This window comes from Streptomyces sp. NPDC048185 (assembly GCF_043202495.1).
GTDB lineage: Bacteria > Actinomycetota > Actinomycetes > Streptomycetales > Streptomycetaceae > Streptomyces.
In genome coordinates, this window is sequence record NZ_JBIDAN010000006.1 from 43,800 (window position 1) to 64,723 (window position 20,924).

25 protein-coding genes are annotated in these 20,924 nt (G+C 72.2%); 19 read left to right on the plus strand and 6 right to left on the minus strand.

Features of this window, described 5'->3' with window-relative positions:
* Nucleotides 1-32 precede the first annotated feature (32 nt).
* The 3 genes from ACGF3H_RS18875 to ACGF3H_RS18885 all read left to right on the plus strand — a co-directional run bounded on the left by ACGF3H_RS18875 (nt 33) and on the right by ACGF3H_RS18885 (nt 1,555).
* Complete coding sequence (locus ACGF3H_RS18875) at nt 33-878, plus strand: sulfurtransferase (protein ID WP_362489738.1); 846 nt, start codon at nt 33-35, stop codon at nt 876-878.
* A 32-nt stretch (nt 879-910) separates the two neighbouring features.
* Entirely contained in the window at nt 911-1,198 is a 288-nt protein-coding gene (locus ACGF3H_RS18880) for a DUF1416 domain-containing protein (protein WP_006139129.1), read from the plus strand.
* Between the two features lie 96 nt (nt 1,199-1,294).
* Nucleotides 1,295-1,555, plus strand: coding sequence for a DUF3099 domain-containing protein (locus ACGF3H_RS18885; protein WP_362489740.1), 261 nt, complete (start codon nt 1,295-1,297; stop codon nt 1,553-1,555).
* 22 nt (nt 1,556-1,577) lie between these two features.
* Here ACGF3H_RS18885 and ACGF3H_RS18890 read toward each other — a convergent pair whose 3' ends face one another.
* Complete coding sequence (locus ACGF3H_RS18890; RefSeq protein ID WP_077799246.1) at nt 1,578-1,940, minus strand: DsrE family protein; 363 nt, start codon at nt 1,938-1,940, stop codon at nt 1,578-1,580.
* Between the two features lie 52 nt (nt 1,941-1,992).
* On the opposite strand from ACGF3H_RS18890, the gene ACGF3H_RS18895 reads away from it, so the two are divergent.
* The 4 genes from ACGF3H_RS18895 to ACGF3H_RS18910 all read left to right on the plus strand — a co-directional run bounded on the left by ACGF3H_RS18895 (nt 1,993) and on the right by ACGF3H_RS18910 (nt 5,091).
* Nucleotides 1,993-2,850 carry a hypothetical protein gene (locus tag ACGF3H_RS18895; RefSeq protein ID WP_393816509.1) on the plus strand — a complete coding sequence of 286 codons (858 nt, stop codon included), beginning with the start codon at nt 1,993-1,995 and terminating at the stop codon, nt 2,848-2,850.
* 236 nt (nt 2,851-3,086) lie between these two features.
* A complete protein-coding gene (locus tag ACGF3H_RS18900; RefSeq protein WP_362489743.1) occupies nt 3,087-3,662 on the plus strand; it encodes an FABP family protein in 576 nt (191 codons plus the stop codon).
* A gap of 16 nt (nt 3,663-3,678) precedes the next feature.
* Nucleotides 3,679-4,116, plus strand: a complete 438-nt coding sequence (locus ACGF3H_RS18905; RefSeq protein WP_362489745.1) for a transcriptional repressor — start codon at nt 3,679-3,681, stop codon at nt 4,114-4,116.
* A 9-nt stretch (nt 4,117-4,125) separates the two neighbouring features.
* Entirely contained in the window at nt 4,126-5,091 is a 966-nt protein-coding gene (locus ACGF3H_RS18910) for a folate-binding protein (RefSeq protein WP_362489746.1), read from the plus strand.
* Between the two features lie 114 nt (nt 5,092-5,205).
* Here the strand turns inward: ACGF3H_RS18910 and dtd are convergent, their stop codons facing one another.
* A complete protein-coding gene (gene dtd, locus ACGF3H_RS18915) occupies nt 5,206-5,631 on the minus strand; it encodes a D-aminoacyl-tRNA deacylase (protein ID WP_362489748.1) in 426 nt (141 codons plus the stop codon).
* Nucleotides 5,632-5,801: 170 nt separating this feature from the next.
* On the opposite strand from dtd, the gene ACGF3H_RS18920 reads away from it, so the two are divergent.
* The 3 genes from ACGF3H_RS18920 to ACGF3H_RS18930 all read left to right on the plus strand — a co-directional run bounded on the left by ACGF3H_RS18920 (nt 5,802) and on the right by ACGF3H_RS18930 (nt 8,849).
* Complete coding sequence (locus ACGF3H_RS18920) at nt 5,802-6,437, plus strand: aerial mycelium formation protein (protein WP_362489750.1); 636 nt, start codon at nt 5,802-5,804, stop codon at nt 6,435-6,437.
* A 91-nt stretch (nt 6,438-6,528) separates the two neighbouring features.
* Nucleotides 6,529-7,512, plus strand: coding sequence for an asparaginase (locus tag ACGF3H_RS18925; RefSeq protein WP_362489751.1), 984 nt, complete (start codon nt 6,529-6,531; stop codon nt 7,510-7,512).
* A gap of 80 nt (nt 7,513-7,592) precedes the next feature.
* Complete coding sequence (locus tag ACGF3H_RS18930) at nt 7,593-8,849, plus strand: GNAT family N-acetyltransferase (protein WP_362489753.1); 1,257 nt, start codon at nt 7,593-7,595, stop codon at nt 8,847-8,849.
* Nucleotides 8,850-8,996: 147 nt separating this feature from the next.
* Here the strand turns inward: ACGF3H_RS18930 and ACGF3H_RS18935 are convergent, their stop codons facing one another.
* The gene (locus ACGF3H_RS18935) at nt 8,997-9,182 is read right to left on the minus strand and encodes a hypothetical protein (RefSeq protein WP_077799238.1); all 186 of its coding nucleotides are present in this window, start codon (nt 9,180-9,182) and stop codon (nt 8,997-8,999) included.
* Nucleotides 9,183-9,370: 188 nt separating this feature from the next.
* Here ACGF3H_RS18935 and ACGF3H_RS18940 point away from each other — a divergent pair, with 188 nt between their 5' ends.
* Entirely contained in the window at nt 9,371-10,282 is a 912-nt protein-coding gene (locus tag ACGF3H_RS18940; RefSeq protein ID WP_362489755.1) for a GntR family transcriptional regulator, read from the plus strand.
* Nucleotides 10,283-10,330: 48 nt separating this feature from the next.
* On the opposite strand, the gene ACGF3H_RS18945 is transcribed toward ACGF3H_RS18940, so the two are convergent.
* Entirely contained in the window at nt 10,331-10,519 is a 189-nt protein-coding gene (locus ACGF3H_RS18945; RefSeq protein ID WP_362489757.1) for a hypothetical protein, read from the minus strand.
* 149 nt (nt 10,520-10,668) lie between these two features.
* On the opposite strand from ACGF3H_RS18945, the gene ACGF3H_RS18950 reads away from it, so the two are divergent.
* The 8 genes from ACGF3H_RS18950 (at nt 10,669) to ACGF3H_RS18985 (ending at nt 17,831) form a co-directional block, all read left to right on the plus strand.
* A complete protein-coding gene (locus tag ACGF3H_RS18950) occupies nt 10,669-11,544 on the plus strand; it encodes a winged helix-turn-helix domain-containing protein (RefSeq protein ID WP_362490049.1) in 876 nt (291 codons plus the stop codon).
* Nucleotides 11,544-12,293: an HAD family hydrolase gene (locus ACGF3H_RS18955; protein ID WP_362489759.1), complete on the plus strand. Its 750-nt coding sequence runs from the start codon at nt 11,544-11,546 to the stop codon at nt 12,291-12,293. Before ACGF3H_RS18950 ends, ACGF3H_RS18955 begins: the two co-directional genes overlap by 1 nt.
* A gap of 68 nt (nt 12,294-12,361) precedes the next feature.
* Complete coding sequence (locus ACGF3H_RS18960; protein ID WP_362489761.1) at nt 12,362-13,486, plus strand: phosphotransferase; 1,125 nt, start codon at nt 12,362-12,364, stop codon at nt 13,484-13,486.
* A gap of 84 nt (nt 13,487-13,570) precedes the next feature.
* Nucleotides 13,571-14,569, plus strand: a complete 999-nt coding sequence (locus ACGF3H_RS18965; RefSeq protein WP_362489763.1) for an ATP/GTP-binding protein — start codon at nt 13,571-13,573, stop codon at nt 14,567-14,569.
* Between the two features lie 272 nt (nt 14,570-14,841).
* Nucleotides 14,842-16,134 carry a phosphatase PAP2 family protein gene (locus tag ACGF3H_RS18970; RefSeq protein ID WP_362489765.1) on the plus strand — a complete coding sequence of 431 codons (1,293 nt, stop codon included), beginning with the start codon at nt 14,842-14,844 and terminating at the stop codon, nt 16,132-16,134.
* Nucleotides 16,135-16,213: 79 nt separating this feature from the next.
* On the plus strand, nt 16,214-16,681 hold the full coding sequence (locus tag ACGF3H_RS18975) for a helix-turn-helix transcriptional regulator (RefSeq protein ID WP_362489767.1): 468 nt from the start codon (nt 16,214-16,216) through the stop codon (nt 16,679-16,681).
* Between the two features lie 80 nt (nt 16,682-16,761).
* Nucleotides 16,762-17,388 (plus strand): hypothetical protein, encoded by a 627-nt coding sequence (locus tag ACGF3H_RS18980; protein ID WP_362489769.1) that lies wholly within the window; start codon nt 16,762-16,764, stop codon nt 17,386-17,388.
* A 107-nt stretch (nt 17,389-17,495) separates the two neighbouring features.
* A complete protein-coding gene (locus tag ACGF3H_RS18985) occupies nt 17,496-17,831 on the plus strand; it encodes a DUF2516 family protein (protein ID WP_362489771.1) in 336 nt (111 codons plus the stop codon).
* A gap of 24 nt (nt 17,832-17,855) precedes the next feature.
* Here the strand turns inward: ACGF3H_RS18985 and ACGF3H_RS18990 are convergent, their stop codons facing one another.
* Together ACGF3H_RS18990 and ACGF3H_RS18995 are read right to left on the minus strand one after the other, a co-directional pair.
* Entirely contained in the window at nt 17,856-19,232 is a 1,377-nt protein-coding gene (locus ACGF3H_RS18990; RefSeq protein ID WP_362489773.1) for a fused response regulator/phosphatase, read from the minus strand.
* Nucleotides 19,233-19,501: 269 nt separating this feature from the next.
* The gene (locus tag ACGF3H_RS18995; RefSeq protein ID WP_362489775.1) at nt 19,502-20,605 is read right to left on the minus strand and encodes an NlpC/P60 family protein; all 1,104 of its coding nucleotides are present in this window, start codon (nt 20,603-20,605) and stop codon (nt 19,502-19,504) included.
* Nucleotides 20,606-20,924: the final 319 nt, after the last annotated feature.

Below are 20,924 nucleotides of genomic sequence, written 5' to 3' on the forward strand. Positions count from 1 at the left end.
CGCCCCGCCGCAACTGCCCCGGAGGAGAAAGCATGAGCCGCAGCGACGTCCTGGTCGACGCCGACTGGCTGCAGGACCACCTGGACGACCCGACCATCGCGATCGTCGAGGTGGACGAGGACACGTCCGCGTACGACAAGAACCACATCAAGAACGCGATCCGGATCGACTGGACCCAGGACCTCCAGGACCCGGTCCGCCGCGACTTCGTCGACCAGGAGGGCTTCGAGAAGCTCCTGTCGAAGAAGGGCATCTCCAACGACCACACCGTGGTCCTCTACGGCGGCAACAACAACTGGTTCGCGTCCTACGCCTACTGGTACTTCAAGCTGTACGGCCACGAGAACGTCAAGCTCCTCGACGGCGGCCGCAAGAAGTGGGAGCTGGACGCCCGCGAGCTGGTCGACGGCACCGACGTCCCCGAGCGCCCGGCGACCGACTACAAGGCCAAGGCGCAGGACACCTCGATCCGTGCCTTCCGCGACGACGTCGTCAAGGCGATCGGCGCGCAGAACCTGGTCGACGTGCGCTCGCCCGACGAGTTCTCCGGCAAGCTGCTCGCCCCGGCCCACCTGCCGCAGGAGCAGTCGCAGCGTCCGGGCCACGTCCCGTCCGCCCGCAACATCCCGTGGTCGAAGAACGCCAACGACGACGGCACCTTCAAGTCGGACGAGGAGCTCAAGCAGCTCTACACCGACGAGCAGGTCGACCTGGCGAAGGACACCATCGCCTACTGCCGCATCGGCGAGCGCTCGGCCCTGACCTGGTTCGTGCTGCACGAGCTGCTGGGCGTGGAGAACGTCAAGAACTACGACGGCTCCTGGACCGAGTACGGCTCCCTGGTCGGCGTGCCGATCGAGCTCGGCGCCAACAAGTAAGCCCGCCCCCCTCAACCCCTCAGGAGTACGACATGTGCGGAGCGAAGGCCGGCGGCCCCGACGCCTCGACGATCAAGCCCGGTGAGACCACCATCCAGGGTCAGGTGACCCGCGACGGCGAGCCGGTGACGGGCTACGTCCGTCTGCTGGACTCCACCGGCGAGTTCACGGCGGAGGTGCCGACCTCCGCGACGGGCCAGTTCCGCTTCTACGCGGCCGAGGGCACCTGGACCGTGCGGGCGCTCGTCCCGGGCGGCAGCGCCGACCGCACCGTCGTCGCCCAGCAGGGCGGGCTGGCGGAGGTCGCGATCGCCGTCTGACGGCGGACGCGACACCTGACGGCCGAGGGGCCGCACCCACCGGGTTGGACACCTGGGGTGCGGCCCCTTCGGTGTGCGCGGACCTACGCTGGACGTATGTACGCACGGCGGCGGCACGTCTACTTCGTGATGATGGGCACCTGCATCGCGCTGTTCGTCCTGGCCTGGGGGGTCGTGCGCCTCTGGTCGGTGCCGGCGGCCGTCGGCATGTGCGTGGTGGCCATGGTCATCCCCCCGCTGGCCGCGATGGTCGCCAACCGCCGGGGCCCCGACGACCGCTGGTGGGACGATCCCTCGGGCGACGCGAAGTCCGACGAGTGGTGGGACGAGCTGGACGGCAAGCGGCGCGGCCGCTGAGGGGGCTGCCCGGCGGGCGCGGTCAGTAGACGAGCGCCTGCGTGTCGTCGGCGAGGGACTCCTGCACGAAGACCTGGGCCCCCGCGATCCGCACGCCCTCGAGGACGTCCTTCTCCGTGATGTCGCGGCGGGCCGCGCACTGGGTGCACAGGGTGACCCGGCCCCCGGCCAGGAGCGAGTCGAGCAGGTCGGGCAGCGGCGCGGCGTGCGGGAGCTCGAACTCCGCCGCGCGGCCCGGCAGGGCGAACCAGGCGGACTCGCCGGTCAGCCACAGCGAGACGTCGACCCCACTGGCCACGGCCACCGCCGCCACCGTGAACGCCTGAGAACACCGCTCGGGCGCATCGGCCCCGGCCGTCACCTTGATCACGAGCTTCTTCGCCATGACGGAATCGTAATCAACTCCTCCACAACCCCGTGCCCGGGCCGCGCGTCTCATGCCGCCGGCCCTGCCGCCCGTGCCGGACACCCCGCCCGCCGTCCCGGACCCCGCTGCTTCGCCGGTGCCCCCGGTCGGGGCGAAGAAGGGCAAGGGCCGCCCAGGGCTGCGTGCCGTGCTGCGTTGGACGGCGGTCGTCGCCGTCTTCGCCGCGGTCGGGTCGGCGACGGCGTACGGCATCACACGGATGGAGCGGACCGACGTACCCGGGCCGGCGACGGAGCCGGACGGGCGATGGACGTTTCCGGTGCTGACCAGGCCGCCCCTGCCGTCGGGCAGTCCGGCACCCTTCGCCGAAACCAACAAGGCAGGCGCCCACTACGCGGACCTGCGGGCGCTCCTGCCGCCCGCGCCCGAGGGGGCCGAGACCGACAACGCGTTGCGCGGCGAGGACGGCTGGCTGGACACGGACGTCTTCCTCAAGGAGTACCGGGACGAGGCCGAGCGCCCCGAGCTGCGGCAGAAACTCGTCGACCACGGGCTGCGCCACATCGCCGCCCGCGGCTGGACCACTGAGGACGGCACCCACACGCGGATCTACCTGCTGCACTTCGACACCGCGGCTGTCGTGGACGAGTTGCGCAACCGCCATCTCGCCCCGTACGCCGCCCCCGGTCATGCCGTGCGCGGCACGGAAGAGGTCGTCGCCGACGAAGGGTTTCCAGCCCAGGCGGAGATCGGTGACCTGCTGTACTCCCTCTACGTCGAGCCCGAGCCCTACGGCGGGGAACAGGTGCGCGAGGCCTACCTCGGGGCCGGGGACGTCCTGGCGGTGATCGTGCAGAGCCGCGCGGGCGGCGCGGCGGCGGTGCCCTTCCAGCAGACCGTCGCCCTGCAGAGCCGGCTGCTTCACTGATCCCGTCCCCGGCGCCCCTCACAGGCGGGGCCGTGTTCCGGCCGCGTAAGCTGGGCACCGGCCCCTGTGCACACAGCGCACGCACCGCACCCCGCTCAATCGAGGAGCACCCGTGGAGATCTTCTTCGAAACCCTGCTGGTTCTGGTCTGCGTCGGCGTCCTCGCCTTCGCCGGACTGACCGTGAAGAAGCTGTACCAGGGCCAGCGCTGACCCCCCACGCCAGGAAGTTCTGCTCATGATCGAGATCCCGTCCGACCTCCACAAGGACCTCGTCCCGCTCGTCTTCCTGCTCGGCAACTGGGCGGGCGCGGGCGTGCACGACTTCCCGGGTGCCGAGAAGTGCAACTTCGGGCAGGAAGTCAGCTTCACGCACGACGGCCGTGACTTCCTGGAGTACCAGTCCCACACCTGGGTGCTGGACCAGGACGGCAACAAGGTCCGCCCGCTCGAGTCCGAGCACGGCTTCTGGCGCATCGACGCCGACCGTAAGGTCGAGGTCACGATGACCCGCGACGACGGCGTCATCGAGATCTGGTACGGCGAACTGGCCGACCAGAAGCCGCAGATCGACCTGGTGACCGACGCCGTGGCCCGCACGGCCGCCTCGCAGCCCTACACCGGCGGCAAGCGGCTGTACGGCTACGTCAAGAGCGACCTGATGTGGGTCGGCGAGAAGCAGACCCCCGAGGTCGAGCTGCGCCCCTACATGTCTGCGCACCTGAAGAAGGTCGTCACCCCGGAGGACGTCGAGCGCTGGGCGAAGGCCCTGCCCGACGACATGCCGGACGACGGGATCGCTTTCTTCAAGTAGTCCTAGACTCAGGGGTGTGGTGAGCACCGACTGGAAGAGCGACCTCAGGCAGCGCGGCTACCGGCTGACCCCGCAGCGGCAGCTGGTGCTCGAAGCCGTCGACACCCTGGAACACGCGACCCCCGACGACATCCTCGGCGAAGTGAGGAAGACGGCGTCGGGGGTCAACATTTCCACCGTGTACCGCACGCTGGAGCTGCTGGAGGAGCTGGGGCTGGTCAGCCACGCCCACCTCGGGCACGGGGCGCCGACCTACCACCTCGCCGACCGGCACCACCACATCCACCTGGTCTGCCGGGACTGCACCAACGTCATCGAGGCCGACCTGTCGGTGGCCGCCGAGTTCACCGCGAAACTGCGCGAACAGTTCGGCTTCGACACCGACATGAAGCACTTCGCGATCTTCGGCCGGTGCCGGGAGTGCTCCCGGAAGGGTCCGAACGCCGAGTCGTAGGCTAGGCGTATGAAGAGCCCCCTGCTGTCCCTGCCCGGCGCCGTCCCCGCCGAGGGCGTGGACGAAGGCGTCGCCGCCCACTACGGCGACCTGTTCCGCGAGCAGCGTGCCCTCGCCGACGGCACCGGCTTCGTCGACCTCTCCCACCGCGGTGTCGTCACCGTCAGCGGCGACGACCGGCTGGCCTGGCTGCACCTGCTGCTCACCCAGCACGTCAGCGAGCTGCCGGCCGGCGAGGCCACCGAGGCGCTGATCCTCTCCGCCAACGGTCACATCGAGCACGCCCTGTACCTCGTGGACGACGGCGAGACCGTGTGGGCCCACGTGGAGCCCGGCAGCCAGGAGGAGCTGATCGCCTACCTGGAGTCGATGAAGTTCTTCTACCGGGTCGAGGTCGCCGACCGCACCGCCGACACCGCGGTCGTCCATCTGCCGGCCGGTTCCATCGCCGCGGCCCCCGAGCGCGCCGTCGTGCGGGAGACGCCGTACGGCCGTGATCTCTTCCTGCCGCGCGACGAGCTGGAGGCCTTCGCCGCCGAGGCCGGTCCGCCGGCCGGGATCCTCGCCCACGAGGCGCTGCGCGTCGAGCAGCACCGGCCCCGCCTCGGCTTCGAGACCGACCACCGCACCATCCCGCACGAGCTGGGCTGGATCGGCACGGCCGTGCACCTGCAGAAGGGCTGCTACCGGGGGCAGGAGACCGTCGCCCGCGTGCAGAACCTGGGCAAGCCGCCGCGTCGGCTGGTCTTCCTGCACCTGGACGGCAGCGAGGTCCACCTGCCGCCCGCCGGGGCCGAGATCCGGCTCGCCGACGACGGGCCCGACGGCCGCAGGATCGGTTTCGTCACCACGTCCGTGCGCCACCACGAGCTCGGCCCGGTCGCCCTCGCCCTGGTCAAGCGGAACGTGCCGGTGGACGCCCGGCTGGTCGCCGAGGGCACGGCGGCCGCCCAGGAGACGGTCGTCGAGCCGTAGGGGCTCCCAGGGGGCGTCGTTCGGATCTTGCCGGGGTCACGGGGTCCGGCACGCTCGGGTCGGCAGCACGGCACCGTGGTCCGGAGCCGGCCTGATCCGGACGACACCCACCCCCTAGACCTCGATCAGCACCGTGAACGGGCCGTCGTTCGTCAGCGACACCCGCATCGTCGCGCCGAAGCGGCCCGTCGCCACGGTCGCGCCCAGCGCGCGCAGCTGCGCGACGACCTCGTCGACGAGCGGCTCGGCGACATCCCCGGGAGCGGCGGCGTTCCAGGTGGGGCGGCGGCCCTTGCGGGCGTCGCCGTACAGGGTGAACTGGCTGATCACCAGGAGCGGGGCGTCGATGTCGCTGCACGACCTCTCCTCGTGCAGCATCCGCACCGACCACAGTTTGCGGGCCAGCTGCGCCGCCTTCTCCTTCGTGTCCTCGTGGGTCACGCCGACCAGGACGCACAGTCCCTCGCCGTCGATCGCGCCCACCGTCTCGCCGTCCACGACGACGCTCGCGCCGTCCACTCTCTGCACCACCGCACGCATGCCGCCATGATGCCGTGCCGCCCGGAGGCTCCGGCGGGCGGGCCGTACGGGGGCTTCTTTTCGCTCCGTAACCCCCCATCTGGGGCCGATCGGGGGCACTCGGTCACATAGCGGCCACTTGGGGTGGCACGATGCTCCCCAGACGCCGGTCGAGGGGACGGTTGAGGGATATGAGCACACCGAGTACGGGACAGCCGCCTGGGGCCGTCGCGTGGACCTGCCCGGGGGGCCTCGAGCCGCCCCGGCCGCCCGTGCAGCGCACGGACAGCCCGGAGCTGCCCGTGGGCCCGCCGGAGCACGACCTGCCCGTGCTGAGCCTGCCCGAGCTGCGCACCCTGCGCCGGGACGCCCAGCGCGAGGAGGCCGATCTCAGTTACGTACGGCGGCTGCTGCAGGGGCGGATCGACATCCTGCGGGCCGAGCTGGCGCGGCGCGGCCCGGGGCCCGTGGTGGATCCGGACGTGACGGCCGCGGAGTCCGTGCCGTCCGTCGTGGCACGGCTGCCGGAGATCCTGACCGACGCGCCGGCCCGGCAGCGGTCCTCCGCGCGCCATGTGACGCTCGGCACACCGCGCAGCGAGGAGGGCCGCCGGCTGGCCGCGGAGATGCTGGGCGAGGTGGAGCTGTCCGACCTGACGGCCCGCACCGATCCGGAGCTGAACGCCGCCATGGGCCGCCTCGTGCGCTACGAGCAGCAGGTCTCCCGGCGGCGCCACCGGCTGCAGCGGACGGCCGACGACTGCAGCGCGGAGATCGCACGCCGGTACCGTGAGGGGGAAGCACAAGTCGACGACCTGCTCGTGTGACGCGGGGAGCGGCCCGGTACAGCCGCCCCCGAGGGCTCGGTGAACCCGAGCCGTCACGGCGGCGGGTCACCCGTCCGGAAGGCCACCGCCGATGCCCGCGTCCCCGTCCGCGCCCACGTCCGCCCTCTCGCCCGTCGCGCCGCCCGTCCTCGCCGAGGTCGTCCGGTCCGGCTTCGTGGAGGGGCGGCACCGGGGCAGTCTGGTCGTCCTGGCCGCCGACGGAGCGGTGGAGCTGGCGCTCGGGGACGTGACGGCGCCGGTCTTCCCGCGCTCCTCCAACAAGCCGATGCAGGCGGCGGGCGTGCTGCGGGCCGGTCTCGACCTCGCGGGGGAGCGGCTGGCGCTGGCCGCGGCCAGCCACTCCGGGGAGCCCTTCCACCGCGACCTGGTCCGCAAGATGCTCGACGAGCACGGCCTCGACCCGGCCCTGCTCCAGTGCCCGCCCGACCTGCCGCTGGACCCGGAGGAACGGGACACGTACCTGGCCTCGGGCGCGGCGCCCGACCGGATCACCATGAACTGCTCCGGCAAGCACACCGCGATGCTGGCCGTCTGCGCCCAGCGCGGCTGGCCGCTGGAGAGCTACCTCGACGCGGACCACCCGCTCCAGCGGCTCATCCACAGGGTCGTGGAGGACGCGGCGGGCGAACCGGTCGCCGCCGTCGGCACCGACGGGTGCGGGGCACCCCTGATGGCGATCAGCCTGGTCGGGCTGGCCCGCGCCTTCCGCACCTTCGTGGGCGCCGAGCCCGGCACCGCGGAGCGCCGGGTCGCCGACGCGATGCGGGCCCACCCCGAGTACGTCGCCGGAACCCGCCGCGCCGACACCTGGCTGATGCACGAGGTGCCCGGCACGCTCTCCAAGATGGGAGCGGAGGCCGTCCAGGCGGTGGCCCTGCCCGACGGCCGCGCGCTCGCCTTCAAGGTCGAGGACGGGGCGAGCCGGGCACTGGGCCCGGTCCTGGCCCGCGCACTGACGCTGCTGGGCGTGGACGCCCCGGTGGTCGAGCGCATCGGCCGCGCCCCGCTGCTGGGCGGCGGCCACGAGGTGGGCGAGATCCGCGCGGCCTTCTGACGCGGGGGAGCGCAGGGGGGCGCGCGGCGGCGGGGCAAAACATCGCGACGGCGGGGTGGTCGGCGACCTACCGTGAGCGCATGACCCGCCGCACCGACATCGACGTACGTCCCATAACCGAGGCCGAGCTCCCCGACTGGAACCGCGCCCTGAACACCGGGTTCCTGCAGCCGCCCGCCGTCGGCGCCGAACAGCTGGAGGCTCGCCGCCACCAGTTCGTCCCCGGCCGGCTCCTCGGACCTTTCGACGGCGACCGCTGCGTGGCGACCTTCCGGTCCTTCGACCAGGAGGTCACCGCCGTCGGCGGGGCCGTCGTCCCGGCCGACGCCGTCTCCAACGTCACCGTCAGCCCGACCCACCGCCGCCGCGGCCTGCTCACCCGCATGATGGCGCAGGACCTGGCGGCGGCGAAGGAACGCGGAGACGTCGTCGCCACGCTGATCGCGGCGGAGTACCGGATCTACGGCCGCTACGGCTTCGGCCCCGCCACCACCATGACCGAGTGGGCCGTCGACGTGCCCCGGGCCGGTCTCGACCCGTGCCGGACCGCTCCGGAGGACGGCGGCCGGATCGACCTCGTGGACGGCGAGGACGTCCGCAAGCTCGGCCCCGAACTGCACGAGCGGCTGCGCCGGGCCCAGCCGGGCGCGGTCAGCCGGGCCGAGCTTTGGTGGCTGGCCAGGACCGGTGCGGTGCGCATGGACGCCGGACCGTGGACCGAGCCGTTCTACGCCGTGTACCGCTCGGCCGGCGGCGAGGTCGAGGGCATGGTCTCCTACCGGGCGGACGACAGGTGGGGCGACGCCAAGCAGCCGCTGAACACGGCGACCGTCGACTGGCTGATCGGCGTGACCCCGGCCGCCGAGCGGGCGCTGTGGCGGTACCTGTGCTCGATCGACTGGATCACCACGGTCAGGAGCGGCTGGCGGGCCCCCGACGACCTGCTCCCGCACCTGCTGCCGGACCCGCGCGCCGCGAGGATCGTCACGCAGGCGGACTGGCTGTGGGTGCGGATCCTGGACGTCGTACGGGCGCTGGAGGCACGCACGTACGGTGCCGAGGGGGCGCTGGTGCTGGACGTCGTCGACCGGGACGGGCTGACCGGCGGGCGGTGGCGGCTGGAGGCCACGGAGAGCGGGGCGTCCTGCACGCCGGCCACGGGGAGCGCCGACCTGGTGCTCGACGTCGGCGAGCTGGCGGCACTGTGGCTGGGTGACGAGTCGGCCGTGCGGCTGGCGGCGCTCGGCCGGATCGGGGAAGAGCGAGCGGGCGCCGCCCGGCTGGCCGACGCCCTGCTGCGTACGCCCAGGCGGCCTTGGTGCCCGGACATGTTCTGAGGCCGCTCCCTTCTGCCGGCGACGGGTGGACGCGCTGTCCGTAGTCAGCGCCTGCTCTTCGGTTGTGGTTGTTGTGCGGTGGTGCCGACCGGCTGTCCGGGCTCCCGGCTCCCCTCCGGAGGAGAGACCGGACAGCGGTGCGCCGGCTCAGCCGGACTGGGCGAGCAGCATCACGAGGATCACCGCGCCCACCCCGCCGATCGCGGTGTTCTTCGCCTTGATGCCGATGGACAGGGCGACGAACGCGATGATTCCCATCGGTCCGTACCTCCACTGCACCAGCTGCTCGAACCCGATGGCCAGAGCGGCGACGACGATGGCGATGAGCGGCATGGCGGTCCCCCTTCGGGCCGTCCCGCGCGGGACGCTCCCCTTCTGCTGTCACGTGGTGGCCAACCCCCAAGGGGGTCTGACCACGTTGCCCAAGTTGGCAGCCAACTTCTCTTTAGTTATCTCCGCTTGGGGGCGACCGATAACCACCTTTCCGCGAACTGCCCAAAGATGGCGGGAAGTTGTAGTGTTTGGTCGTGGAGCGGGAACATGCCTCCGTCAACGGGCGGAAGAAGCCTCAGGAGCCTGCGAGAACCCATCGCGAGGTGGCCGACGAACTGCGCGCCCGGATCAGGTCGGGGACGTTGCAGTCGGGCCAGCGCATGCCCACCCAGGCGCAGTTGGCCGACGAGTTCGGCGTGGAGCGCGGCACCGTCCGCCAGGCCCTGCGCATCCTGCAGTCGGAGCACCTGCTCACCAACGTGTCCAAAGGGAGCCCGGCGACCGTCGCGCCGGACCCCGGCAAGGCCCTGACCGGGCCGGACGTGCTGCCCCAGCCGACCACGGTGGCCCTCGCCCCGCGGATCGCGGACGCCTTCGCCGCCGACCACGTCACGATCGACGCGCTGTGCCTGACCGCGGTCTCCCTCACGCTCGCCATCGGCGAACCGCTGCGCCAGATCCACGCCGGGCGGCGGAAACCGGCCAAGGTCGACGTCCGTGTGCTGCTGCCGGGCCGGGGCGTCGACCTGGCCTTCCCGGTGCCGGTGGCGGACCGCGGCGGCGCCGGCCCGGTGCACGAACGGTGGCTGGCCATGCGCAACGCCCAGGGACAGGTGCTCAAGCACAACCTGCTGGCGCTGCGCGCCACCCACGGAATCGACGTGAGCGTCTCCTTCCGCGCGCTGCCCTTCACCCCGCCGGTGAAGCTGTACCTGCTCAACGGCACGGAGGCGCTGTTCGCGTACTACACGCTCACCCGGCGCGAGGAGCAGGTCGGCGAGGAGCGGCTGGAGGTGTACGACGCCGAGGGCACCCGCTCGACGCTGTTCGCCTTCGAGCAGGGGGCCGGTCCGCGCGACACGTCGTTCGTGCGGCAGTCGCACCTGTGGTTCGACGCACTGTGGGAGACGATCAGTTCGGAGCTGCTGCTCACGGACTGACCGCCTCCCACGTCGGATGTCCCCCGTGCGGATCCGGGGGCCGCCCCCTCACAGGGCGGGTCCCGCGACCAGCAGGGCCAGCACCACGGCGCCGGCCGAGCTGACGGACGGGCTCTTGGCCTTGATGCCTATGGTGAGCAGGAGCAGGCCGACGACTCCGGTGGCGCCGTACTTCCACTGGACGATCTGCTCGAAGGCGACGACGAAGATCGCGGAGACGAGGGCGAGGACGGGCATGGTCTTTCCCCCTTCGGAAGCTTCGGGACGTAAAACTTCCGCCAACTCGGATAAGTTGGCAACCAACTCTGCCTATGTTGTCCCCACTTGGCTACTGGTTATAAACAAGTTTCAAACAACTCCCGCTAGGTAGGTCGGAGTTGTAGCGTCTGGTCGTGACTCAGGAGAACGTGTCCGTGAACGGCAGCAGAAGGCTCTCGGCCCAGGAGATCGCCGACATCCTGCGGGAACGGATCCGCGGGGGTGAGCTCAGGGCGGGCGACCGCCTGCCCACGCAGGCCGAGCTGGCCGACGAGTTCAAGGTCGAGCGCGGCACCGTCCGCCAGGCCCTGCGGGCCCTCCAGGAGGACGGCCTGCTCACCAACGTCAGCAAGGGCAGCCCGCCCCGCATCGCCGAGCCCCCGCCCCTCCGGGGCGAGCCGCAGCCGACGATGGTGGCACTCGGGCCCCGGCTGGCGGAGGCGTTCTCGGTGCCCCACGTGCGGGTGGACGTCGTGTGTCACACCTCGGAGACGCTGATGCTGGCGCTCAGCGAGCCGCTCCGGCTGATCCACGAGGGCCGGATCCGGCCGGAGTCGATCGACTTCCGCGTGCTGATGCCGTCGCGGGACATCGAGCTGGCCTTCCCCGTCCTGGTCGAGGACGAGGAGGACGACCCGGTCCACCAGCGCTGGCTGCAGATGCGCAACGCCCAGGCCCGCGTCCTCCAGCACAACCTGTACGCCGTGCGGTCCACCCACCGCGTCGACGTGCGCATCGCCTTCCGCGCGCTGCCCTTCACCCCGCCGATGAAGCTGTACCTGCTCAACGGCGAGGAGGCGCTCCTCGGCTACTACATGCTCACCCGGCGAGAGGAGGAGTACGAGAGCCGGACGCTGGAGATGTACGACGCCCTCGGATCCCAGTCGCTGCTGTTCTCCTTCCTGACGCGCACGGGGCAGCGGGACGCGGTGTTCGTGAAGGAATCACAGAAGTGGTTCGACGCCCTCTGGGAAACCATCACCACGGACATGACACTCTCCTAGTGACTTCTGATACGACGCAGACCGAGTCGGCGGCGGCGGACACGGAGAACCTCGGACGGCTGGTGCGCCGCGCCCGCTTCGTGCTCTGGGACTTCGACGGGCCGATCTGCCGGCTGTTCGCCGGGCACACGGCGGAGCGGGTGGCGGCCGACCTCGTCGACTGGCTCGAGGGGCGCGGGCTGCGCGGCCTGCTGACCCCGGCGGAGCGGGAGTCGCCGGACCCGCACGCGGTGCTCCGCGCGGTCGACCGCCGGCATCCCGACAGCGACCTGGTGGCGGAACTCGAGGAACGTCTCACGCAGGAGGAGCTGCGGGCCACCGCCTCCGCCATGCCGACCGCGTACGCCGATCCGCTGATCCGGACCTGGACGGCCGTGGGCGTCCGGCTGGCCGTCGCCACCAACAACGCCCCCGGGGTCGTGCGCGCCTATCTGACCGGCCGGGGCCTGCTGCCCTGCTTCGCTCCGCACGTCTACGGCCGCACGCAGGAGCTGAGGCTCCTCAAGCCCGACCCGCACACCCTCGTCCGGGCGCTCGGCGCGTTGGGGGCCGCGCCGTCGGCCTCCCTGTTCATCGGCGACTCCCCCTCGGACTGCGAGGCCGCCCGGCTGGCCCAGGTCCCCTTCCTCGGCTACGCCCGCAACGAACGCAAGGAGAAGGACCTGAGGGACGCCGGCGCGGACACCGTCGTCGGCTCCTTCGAGCCGCTGCTGGCGGTGCTCCGTACCGGCGGCGCGTCCGGCGGCTGATCCGGCGTTCGGCGGACACCGTTCGGACGCGTCCGCCGGTGGCGGGCGCGAGGCGCTACTCTCCGGCCATGCACCGTCTGCCCCACCGAGCGCACAAGGCGCTTGTGCGCCATTTTGTGGAGTCCCGAAGGCTCCGTGGCAGGGGCGAGGTGCTGCGCGGTCACCACAACACCAACTACGTGCTGCGCGCCGGACCGGTGCTGGCGCTGCTGCTGGGCGCCGTGCCGTTCACCCGGTTCAAGTACCGCGTGCCGCTGGCGACCGTCGAGGTCGTGCCGCGCATCTGGCCGCGGGAGTCGGAGGTGCTCCGCGTCGTGTGCCGGCACCTGCGCGAGGTGCCGGCGTGCCTCGCCGACCTCGGCGACCGCTCCGTGCACCGGTACCGGATGGGCCGGGCGCTCAGCGAGCTCCGGCCCGACGGGACCGGGGGCCCGGACGAGACGCTCATGCGCGAGTTCGCCGCGTTCTTCGTCAGGACCGCGCGGGTCCCTGTCGCGGAACTCCCGGCCCGCCCCGGCGACTGGCCCGAGGACGGTGACACCCAGGGTTTCCTGGACTGGCTCGTCCGCTTCACCGAGGAGCGGGTGCACCGCCCCAACCGGGAGCGCTTCGGGGCGCTCTTCGACGCGGTCGGCGTCCCCCGGGACGCGATGGCGCGGTTCGCGGCGGACCACCGCTGCCGCACGGCCCGGCCGTTCCGGCTGCTGCACACCGACGTCCACCGCGCCAACACGGTCCTCCGGGGCAAGCGGCTCACGGTGATCGACTGGGAGCTGGCGATATTCGGTGACCCGTTGCACGACCTCGCGACGCACCTCGTCCGCATGGGGTACGAGAAGCACGACCAGGTCCGCATGACGGAGCTGTGGGCCGGGGCGATGGAGGCGGCCGGCCTCGCCGAGCTGACCGCCGGCCTGGACGACGACCTCCCCGTCTACCTCGCCTTCGAGCACGCCCAGTCCGTCTTCCCCGACGTCATGCGCGCGGCGATCGACCTGCCCGCCGACGCGGCCCCGGAGCACTTCGGCCTCGCTGCCGACCGCGTCCGCCGTGCGACGCGACGGGCCCGCGAGCCCCTGCGGCTGGTCGACGTACCGGGCCGGGAGCAGGTCCTGGACGCGCTACGGGCCTGGCACGCTGAGCACGGCCGGCCGGAGGGCGCCCCCTCGGACCCGGTCCGACGGCCCGCATAACCCCGCGCCGCCCCCTTCCTGTCGGCACCGGTACCCGGCACCATGAGTGGGTCCACACAACTCACGTGGTCACAGGGGGACTTGGTGCCGGAGCGCGGACCGTCGCCGGGCGGCAGGACGGCGGCGCGGTGGAGTCGTGCCGAGACGACGGCCACCCGGGTGCTGCTGCTGGCCGTCTTCTGCGTCGGGCTGGTGGCCCAGTTCGTCAAGCCGGTGGGCGACGCCCTGCAGGGCAAGACCTACATCGGCGGAGCGCTGCTCAGCATCGTGGGCTACGTGCTCTACGCGGAGGTGCTGCGGCTGAACGCGGCGCACGAGGCGCAGCGGGAGCAGACGCGTCGCCTGGACGAGACGGTCCGGCAGCTGGGCGAGGAGGTCCGGGACCTGACGGCGCGGCTGCGGCCGCAGTCGGGCCAGCACGCCACGACGGACCAGCTGGTGCGGGAGTGCGCCACGGCGCTGCGGCGCGGCGGTGACGTCCAGCTGTGGGGGATGTGCTTCACCGGGGAGACGTTCGCCGACCCGATGAGGAGGGTGCTGGAGGATCTCCCTCCGGACCCGTCGCGGTCGGTGACCGTCCGCATCCTGGTGCCGGACTTCACCCGGCCGACGGAGGTTCCCGGGCTGGTGCGGGACGCGGACGGCAAGCTGGCGGACGCGCCCGGATTCCGCCGCTACCTGGTCGGAAAGATCGCGGGGTACGAGCGCGAACTGCGGTTGATGCGAGGCCGGATGCTCCGCAGGGGGCAGGGCACGCTGTCCGTCGAGTTCCGGGCGGTGCACATGTCGCCGTTCCTGAAGCTCTACGTCATCAACGACGACGTGGTGTTCGAAGGCATCTACGACAAGATCGACCTACGGCCGGACGAGTACCGCTCCCTGGTCCCTGCCCCGTCGCGGTCGCACGACGACGACCAGCTGCTCGACCTGATCGGGCACGGGTCGCTGCTGACCCGCTGGTGCCGGGACGACAGCGAGCTGGGGCGTGACGTGGTCGCCCGCAGAAGGGCGTTCCTGGGCGTCCTGTGGGAGGCGGCGAAGGCTTTGGAGCCGGTCTCCGCGGCCGACGGGAGCGGTGCCTAGGCTCGCGCCACGAGCGGGACCCGCCCAGGGGAGCGCCGGCGCCGCTCGCCGTGCTGCGGGGGCACTTGCCGGGAGGGGCCCGCAGTCATGGACGCATCCCGCACCGGATTCGCTAGCATGTCCGAACTTGCGGTGATCGCCCATCACTCGTTCGTGTTTTCTTAACCGTCTGTTCCTCACAAATCGGCCAAAAATTGATATCTGCAGCATCGCGCCTGTTGTCGCGAATAAGCGTCAGAAGCACGTTCGCCGCGTGGCGTCGGCCACGGGTGATGCTGTGGGCCACGGGGGGTGCGGCGGTCCTCGCCTTCCTCGTCGCCCTGGAGATCGCCGCGCGGCACTACGGCGAGCCGGGACCGATCACCAACCAGGCGCGTGAGGTGGTCCTCGCCCCCGCCTCCGGGCCGCTGCTGTACGCCAGCATGGCGTTGATGATGGTGGTGCTCACCTGGCGGCAGCGGTTCGTCGCGGCCGGCCTCGCGGTCGGCATCGACGTCGTCTTCGCCCTGGTGCGGTGGGCGATCGGTGCCGAGATGAACTTCGGCAACGGAGCCCTGTGGGTGATCCTGGGCGGCGCGGTGGTCGCCGTCACGCGCCGCACGGGGCGAGAGCGCGTCCTGCTCCTCAAGGGCGTCGGGCTGGGGCTGCTGCTGGTGGCCGGCCGCAAGACCGGTGACGCCTGGCTGCTCATCACGTCCAGGACCCGCCCGACGGTGCTCGACCAGTACCTGGCGAGCGCCGACCACGCGCTGGGCAACCCGTCGTGGGTGGCCGGCCGGATCGTCGGCGCCACCGGCCCGGTCGGCCACGGGATCCTCGACTTCGTCTACGTCATGCTCCCCGTGGCCGCGGTCGTCATCGCCGTCTGGCAGCTGCGCAAGGTGGCGGCCGAGCGGCGCTTCCCGCGCCACCACCTCGTGCGCACCTTCCTGGCCGTCGGCCTGCTCGGGCCGGCCGTCTACATGGTCTTCCCGGTGGTCGGGCCGATCTTCGCCTACGGCGACGGCGCCTGGGGCACCGGCGGCGGGGAGTGGGCGCTGGCCCACCTCTGGCCGCACACGCTGCCGCCTGCCGGCGCTCCGCAGCACATGCCGTACGACGCCTTCACCCCGCGCAACTGCATGCCCAGCCTGCACACGGCGTGGGCCGTCGTCATCTTCATCCACTCGCGCACCGGCCCCCGTGCCGTGCGCTGGGCGGGCGCGGTCTGGCTGGCCGCCACGCTCACCGCGACGCTCGGATTCGGCTACCACTACGGCGTGGACCTGGTGGCCGGCGTGGTGTTCGCGTACACGGTGGAGGGGGCGCTGCGCGCGTTCGACCGCGGGCTGGACTGGCCGGGCGTCCGGCTGGTCGCCCACGGTGCGGCGGTCTTCGCCGCGCTGCTGGTCTCGTACCGGTACCTGCCCGTGGAGATGGCCGCGCACCCGTGGGTGGCCGGGCCGCTGCTGCTGCTGGCGATGGCCTCGGTGGTGTACGGGTACACGCGGACCACGCGGCTCTGGGCCCCCGGGGCCGTGCCGGTACCGGCGCCGCAGGCGCGACCCCAGCCCGAACTGGTGTGAGCCCGGCCGCCCGACGGGACGGGCACACTCTTGCAAGCGGTTGCTTGCAATAGTTAGCACGCTGGTGCATGGTGGAGTCATGGCTTCGCTCAACGTCGGCAATCTCGGTGAGTACCTGCGCGAGCAGCGGCGCAACGCGCAGCTGTCGCTGCGGCAGCTCGCCGATGCCGCGGGGGTGTCGAATCCGTACCTGAGCCAGATCGAGCGCGGGCTGCGCAAGCCGAGTGCCGAGGTGCTCCAGCAGGTCGCCAAGGCGCTGCGGATCTCCGCCGAGACGCTGTACGTGCGTGCCGGGATCCTGGACGCGGAGCGGGACGGGGAGGAGCGCCGCCGGGAGGACACGACGCGTGCGGTCGTCCTCGCCGATCCCACGCTGACCGAGCGGCAGAAGCAGGTACTGCTCCAGATCTACGACTCCTTCCGCAAGGAGAACGGGTTCGGGACCGACGACGCCCCCGAGAGCGGCCCCGGTGGCGGCTCCATACCCGGCCGCCGCCCCCCTACGAGCGGCGACAGCGACGCAGCCCCGCAGCAGACGGCCGGATGAGCAGGAGCGAACAGCCGGCCGGCCGGGCGCGGGACCACCAACCCACCCTCAGCCGAACGCATTCCGGGAGGACCAGCACCATGGCCATCACCGACGACCTGCGCAAGACCTTCAGCGACCCCACCCCCCTCTACTTCGCCGCCGGCACCGCCGACCTGGCCTTCCAGCAGGCCAAGAAGGTTCCGGTGCTGGTGGAGCAGCTGCGCTCCGAGGCGCCGGCGCGCATCGAGGCCGTGCGCAACACCGACCCGAAGGCCGTCCAGGAGAAGGCGACGGCCCGCGTCAAGGAGACGCAGGGCACCCTGCAGACCAAGGTCAACGAGCTCCTCGGGTCCCTCGACGCCGACTTCAGGAAGCTCGGCGAGACCGCCCAGGACCTCGCGCTGCGCGGTGTCGGCGTCGCCGCCGAGTACGCCGTCAAGGCCCGGGAGACCTACGAGAAGGTCGCCGAGCACGGCGAGCAGGCGGTGCGCACCTGGCGCGGCCAGGCCGCCGACGGCATCGAGGACCTCGCCGAGGGCGTGGAGGAGGTGGCCGTGGCCGTCGAGCCGAAGCGCGAGCCCGTCACGGTCACGGAGGACAAGCCGGCCGCGGCGAAGAAGACCCCGGCCGCCCGCAAGGCTCCGGTGCGGAAGCCCACCCCCGGCCCCACCCCCGGCCCCACCACCGCGACCACCGCCAAGAAGCCGACTCCGCCCGCCAAGTAGGAGACCGGAAGCACACGCGGGCCGGGCACCCTTGGGGTGTCCGGCCCGTTCTCCGGGTACGGTGACCGCGTAAGGACGACCCGAGTCTGGTGGTGGACGTTGTGCTGATGCAGGGGTTCGCAGGCTTCATGTGGCTGCTGAGCACCGCCCTGATCGTTTTCAGCGGCTTCGCGTTGATCGACGCCGCCACACGCCGGGAGGACGCCTACCGCGCGGCCGACAAGAAGACCAAGCCGTTCTGGCTGATCGTCCTCGCGCTCGCGTTCGTGGTGAACCTGCTGTTCCCGATCCTGTCGTTCCTGCCGATCATCGGTCTCGTCGCGACGATCGTGTACATGGTCGACGTGCGGCCCGTGCTGCGCGGTCTGCCGGGCGGCGGCCGCAACAGCCGCCGCGGCTCCAGCAGCGACGGCCCGTACGGACCGTACAACGGCGGACGCTGACGCCCGCGCCGCCCTCCGGGGCGGTCAGGGGATCCGGTCCAGCAGCAGGACGGCCACGTCGTCCGTCAGCTCGCCGCCGTTGAGGTCGCGGACCTCGTCGACGGCCGTCTGGATCAGCTCCTCGCCGCGCAGGCCGTCGGCGAAGCGGCGACGGACCATCTCCACCATGCCGTCCTGGCCGAGCCGCTCGCGGCCCGCGCCGATGTGGCCCTCGATCAGGCCGTCGGTGTAGAGCATCAGGCTCCACTCCGCGCCCAGCTCCACCTGCATGCGCGGCCAGCGGGCACCCGGCAGCAGGCCGAGCGCCGGGCCGTTGTTGTCGTACGGCAGCAGACGGGCGGGCCTGCCCGGGCCGGCGATCAGCGGCGCCGGGTGCCCGGCCAGGCACAGGCCGGCGCGGCGCCCGTCGGGCGCGATGTCCACGGTGCACAGGGTCGCGAAGATCTCGTCGTCCGAGCGCTCGTGCTCCAGCACCTGCTGGAGCGTGCCGAGCAGCTGGTCCCCGCACAGTCCCGCCAGGGTCAGCGCGCGCCAGGCGATCCGCAGCTCCACGCCGAGCGCCGCCTCGTCCGGGCCGTGCCCGCAGACGTCGCCGATCATGGCGTGCACGGTGCCGTCCGGGGTGCGGACCACGTCGTAGAAGTCGCCGCCGAGCAGGGCACGCGAACGGCCAGGACGGTAGCGGGCCGCGAAGCGCAGCGGGGAGCCCTCCAGGAGCGGGGTCGGCAGCAGGCCGCGTTCCAGACGCGCGTTCTCCTGCGCGCGCAGCCGTCCCTCGGCCAGCCGCCGCTCCGCCGAGTCGGACCGCTTGCGCTCGACGGCGTAGCGGATGGCCCGGCTCAGCAGCCGGCCGTCCAGCTCGTCGCGGAACAGGTAGTCCTGCGCGCCGACCGCCACCGCCTCCGCGCCGCGCTCGGCGTCGCTGGAGGAGGTGAGCGCGAGCACGGCGTGCCGGGGCGCCAGCTCCAGTACGTGCTTGAGCACCGCCAGCTCGTCGTCGCCCTCGCCGTCGCCCGCCCGCGCCGGGGCGGACAGGGCGAGGTCCAGCAGGATGCAGTGGACGTCGTCGGTCAGCAGCCGCTCGGCCTCGGTGAGGTTGCGGGCCGTGCGGACGCGGATCGGCTTGCCGGCCTGGTCGAGCAGGTCGGGCACGATCGGCGAGCCGGCCGGATCGTCCTCGATCAGCAGCAGCGTCAGGTTCGTCGGAGTGGTGCTCTCTCGCTGGTCCGTGGCCTTCTCGCGCTTCTCCGTCGGGTTCTCCCGCGGGTCGGCGGGGTTCTCGGCCGGGTTCGTCCCGAGCGGGGCCTGTTCCGGGGAACGGCCGCTCCGCGCGGACGCGGCGGGCGCCTGACCACACTCCGCGGCCGGGATCGCCCTCTGCCGCGGTACGGGTACGGGCATCGTCTGGGTTCCTTCCCTCCCCCCGAGGGCATGGCGGAGCGAGGGACCTCGACCCACCGACGGGGACCATAGCGGGTGACGGTGCCGCTGCGGAATGGTCCACAACACGTCGGGCCGCCATCGGCCACTGTCATATGCCGCGTTCCGTACCGCAGTTGGACACGACGACCGCGGTACGGGGATGACGAACGTCACGCGGGGCGGGCGTCCGGCGTGGACCGGGTCACGTGGGCGGTGTCACGCCCCGGGCGCGGACCGGGTGGCCCGCGTCACCCCGCGGGCTCGGCCGCCGTGTCCGGCCGCACCACGCCGAGGATCGGCATCGTGCCCGCCCCCGTGATCGTCACCGTGCGCCCGGGACGCGGAGCGTGGACGACCTTGCCGTCGCCGACGTACATGCCGACATGGCTGGCGTCGTCGAAGTAGATGATCAGGTCGCCGGGGCGCACGTCCTTGATGTCGACGTGCCTCAGTTGCTGCCACTGCTGCTGCGAGGTGCGCGGGATCGCCCGCCCGGCCGCCACCCAGGCCTGCGAGGTCAGACCGGAGCAGTCGTACGCCTTCGGGCCCTCGGCGCCCCACCGGTAGGGCTTGCCGATCTGGGCGGTGGCGTACTCCACGGCCTTCCTGCCCTGCTCGGTCGCGGAGGCGTCGAGGTCCTGGACGGCGCCCGAGCCGAGCCAGGCGGCCTGTGCCTTCTCCTGGGCCAGCCGTTCCAGCCGGGCGAGGCGCTCCTTCTCCTCCTGCTCCAGCTCGGACTCGAGCTTCTCGGCCGCCGCGATCTGCGCCTCGACCTTCTTCTGGGCCGTGGCCTTGGCCTTGCGGTTGGCCTCCAGCTTCTTCCACTGGGCGGAGGCGTCCGCCTGGTAGGCCTGCAGGTCCTCCTGGGCGCGGGTCATCTCGCCCAGCAGACCCTTGGTGGCACGCTGGCCCTGCATCACCCGGCCGGTGTCGTCGAGGAACTCCTCGGGGTCCTCGCTCAGCACCAGCTTGGCCTCGTCGGACAGCCCGCCGGTGCGGTACTGGGCGCGCGCCGCGGCGCCCGCGCGGTCCTTGAGGCCGTCCAGCTTCTGCCGGCCCTCGACGATCTTCTTGGCCAGCGAGACGAGTTCGGCCGACTGCTGCTGGGCCTTCTCCTCGGCGGCGTTGTACTCCTCCGTGGCCGAGGCCGCCGCGCGGTAGAGCTTGTCGAGCTTCGTGCGCACGGCCTCCAGGTCCTTGTCGGGAGCCGCCGCGGGCGGTGCCGTGGAGGAGGCCGTCGGTGACGGGGTGGGGCCCGGGTCCGCGAACGCCGTGCCCGGGGCGGCCAGCACGGTGACCGCGCAGACCACGGTCACGGCGGCAGTCGTCAAGCCACGCTTCCCCGTACGCATACCTCGCCCCCACCTGATTTACCGTCAGTAACTTACGGTCGCTCGAGGGATCGTGCCACGTCGGCGCGGAAAGCGACAGAGGGGGTGCTTACGGGGCCTGTGGAGGGCTTCCCCCTGCTTGCCGCGGCTTTGCCGCCGCTTCTCCCCCTGTCCCCCGCGCTGTTCCCGCCTTGTTCCCCGCCCTGTCCCGCCCGCTGCCGCCGCCCGCTCCCGTGCGCTTCCCGCCTGCCCGGCGTCCGCTTCTCTCCTCTTCCCCCGCCGTCCGGGCGCGGTGCTTCCCCGGTGTGTGACGAACGCCGCACGGAGATCGTTCCCGCCG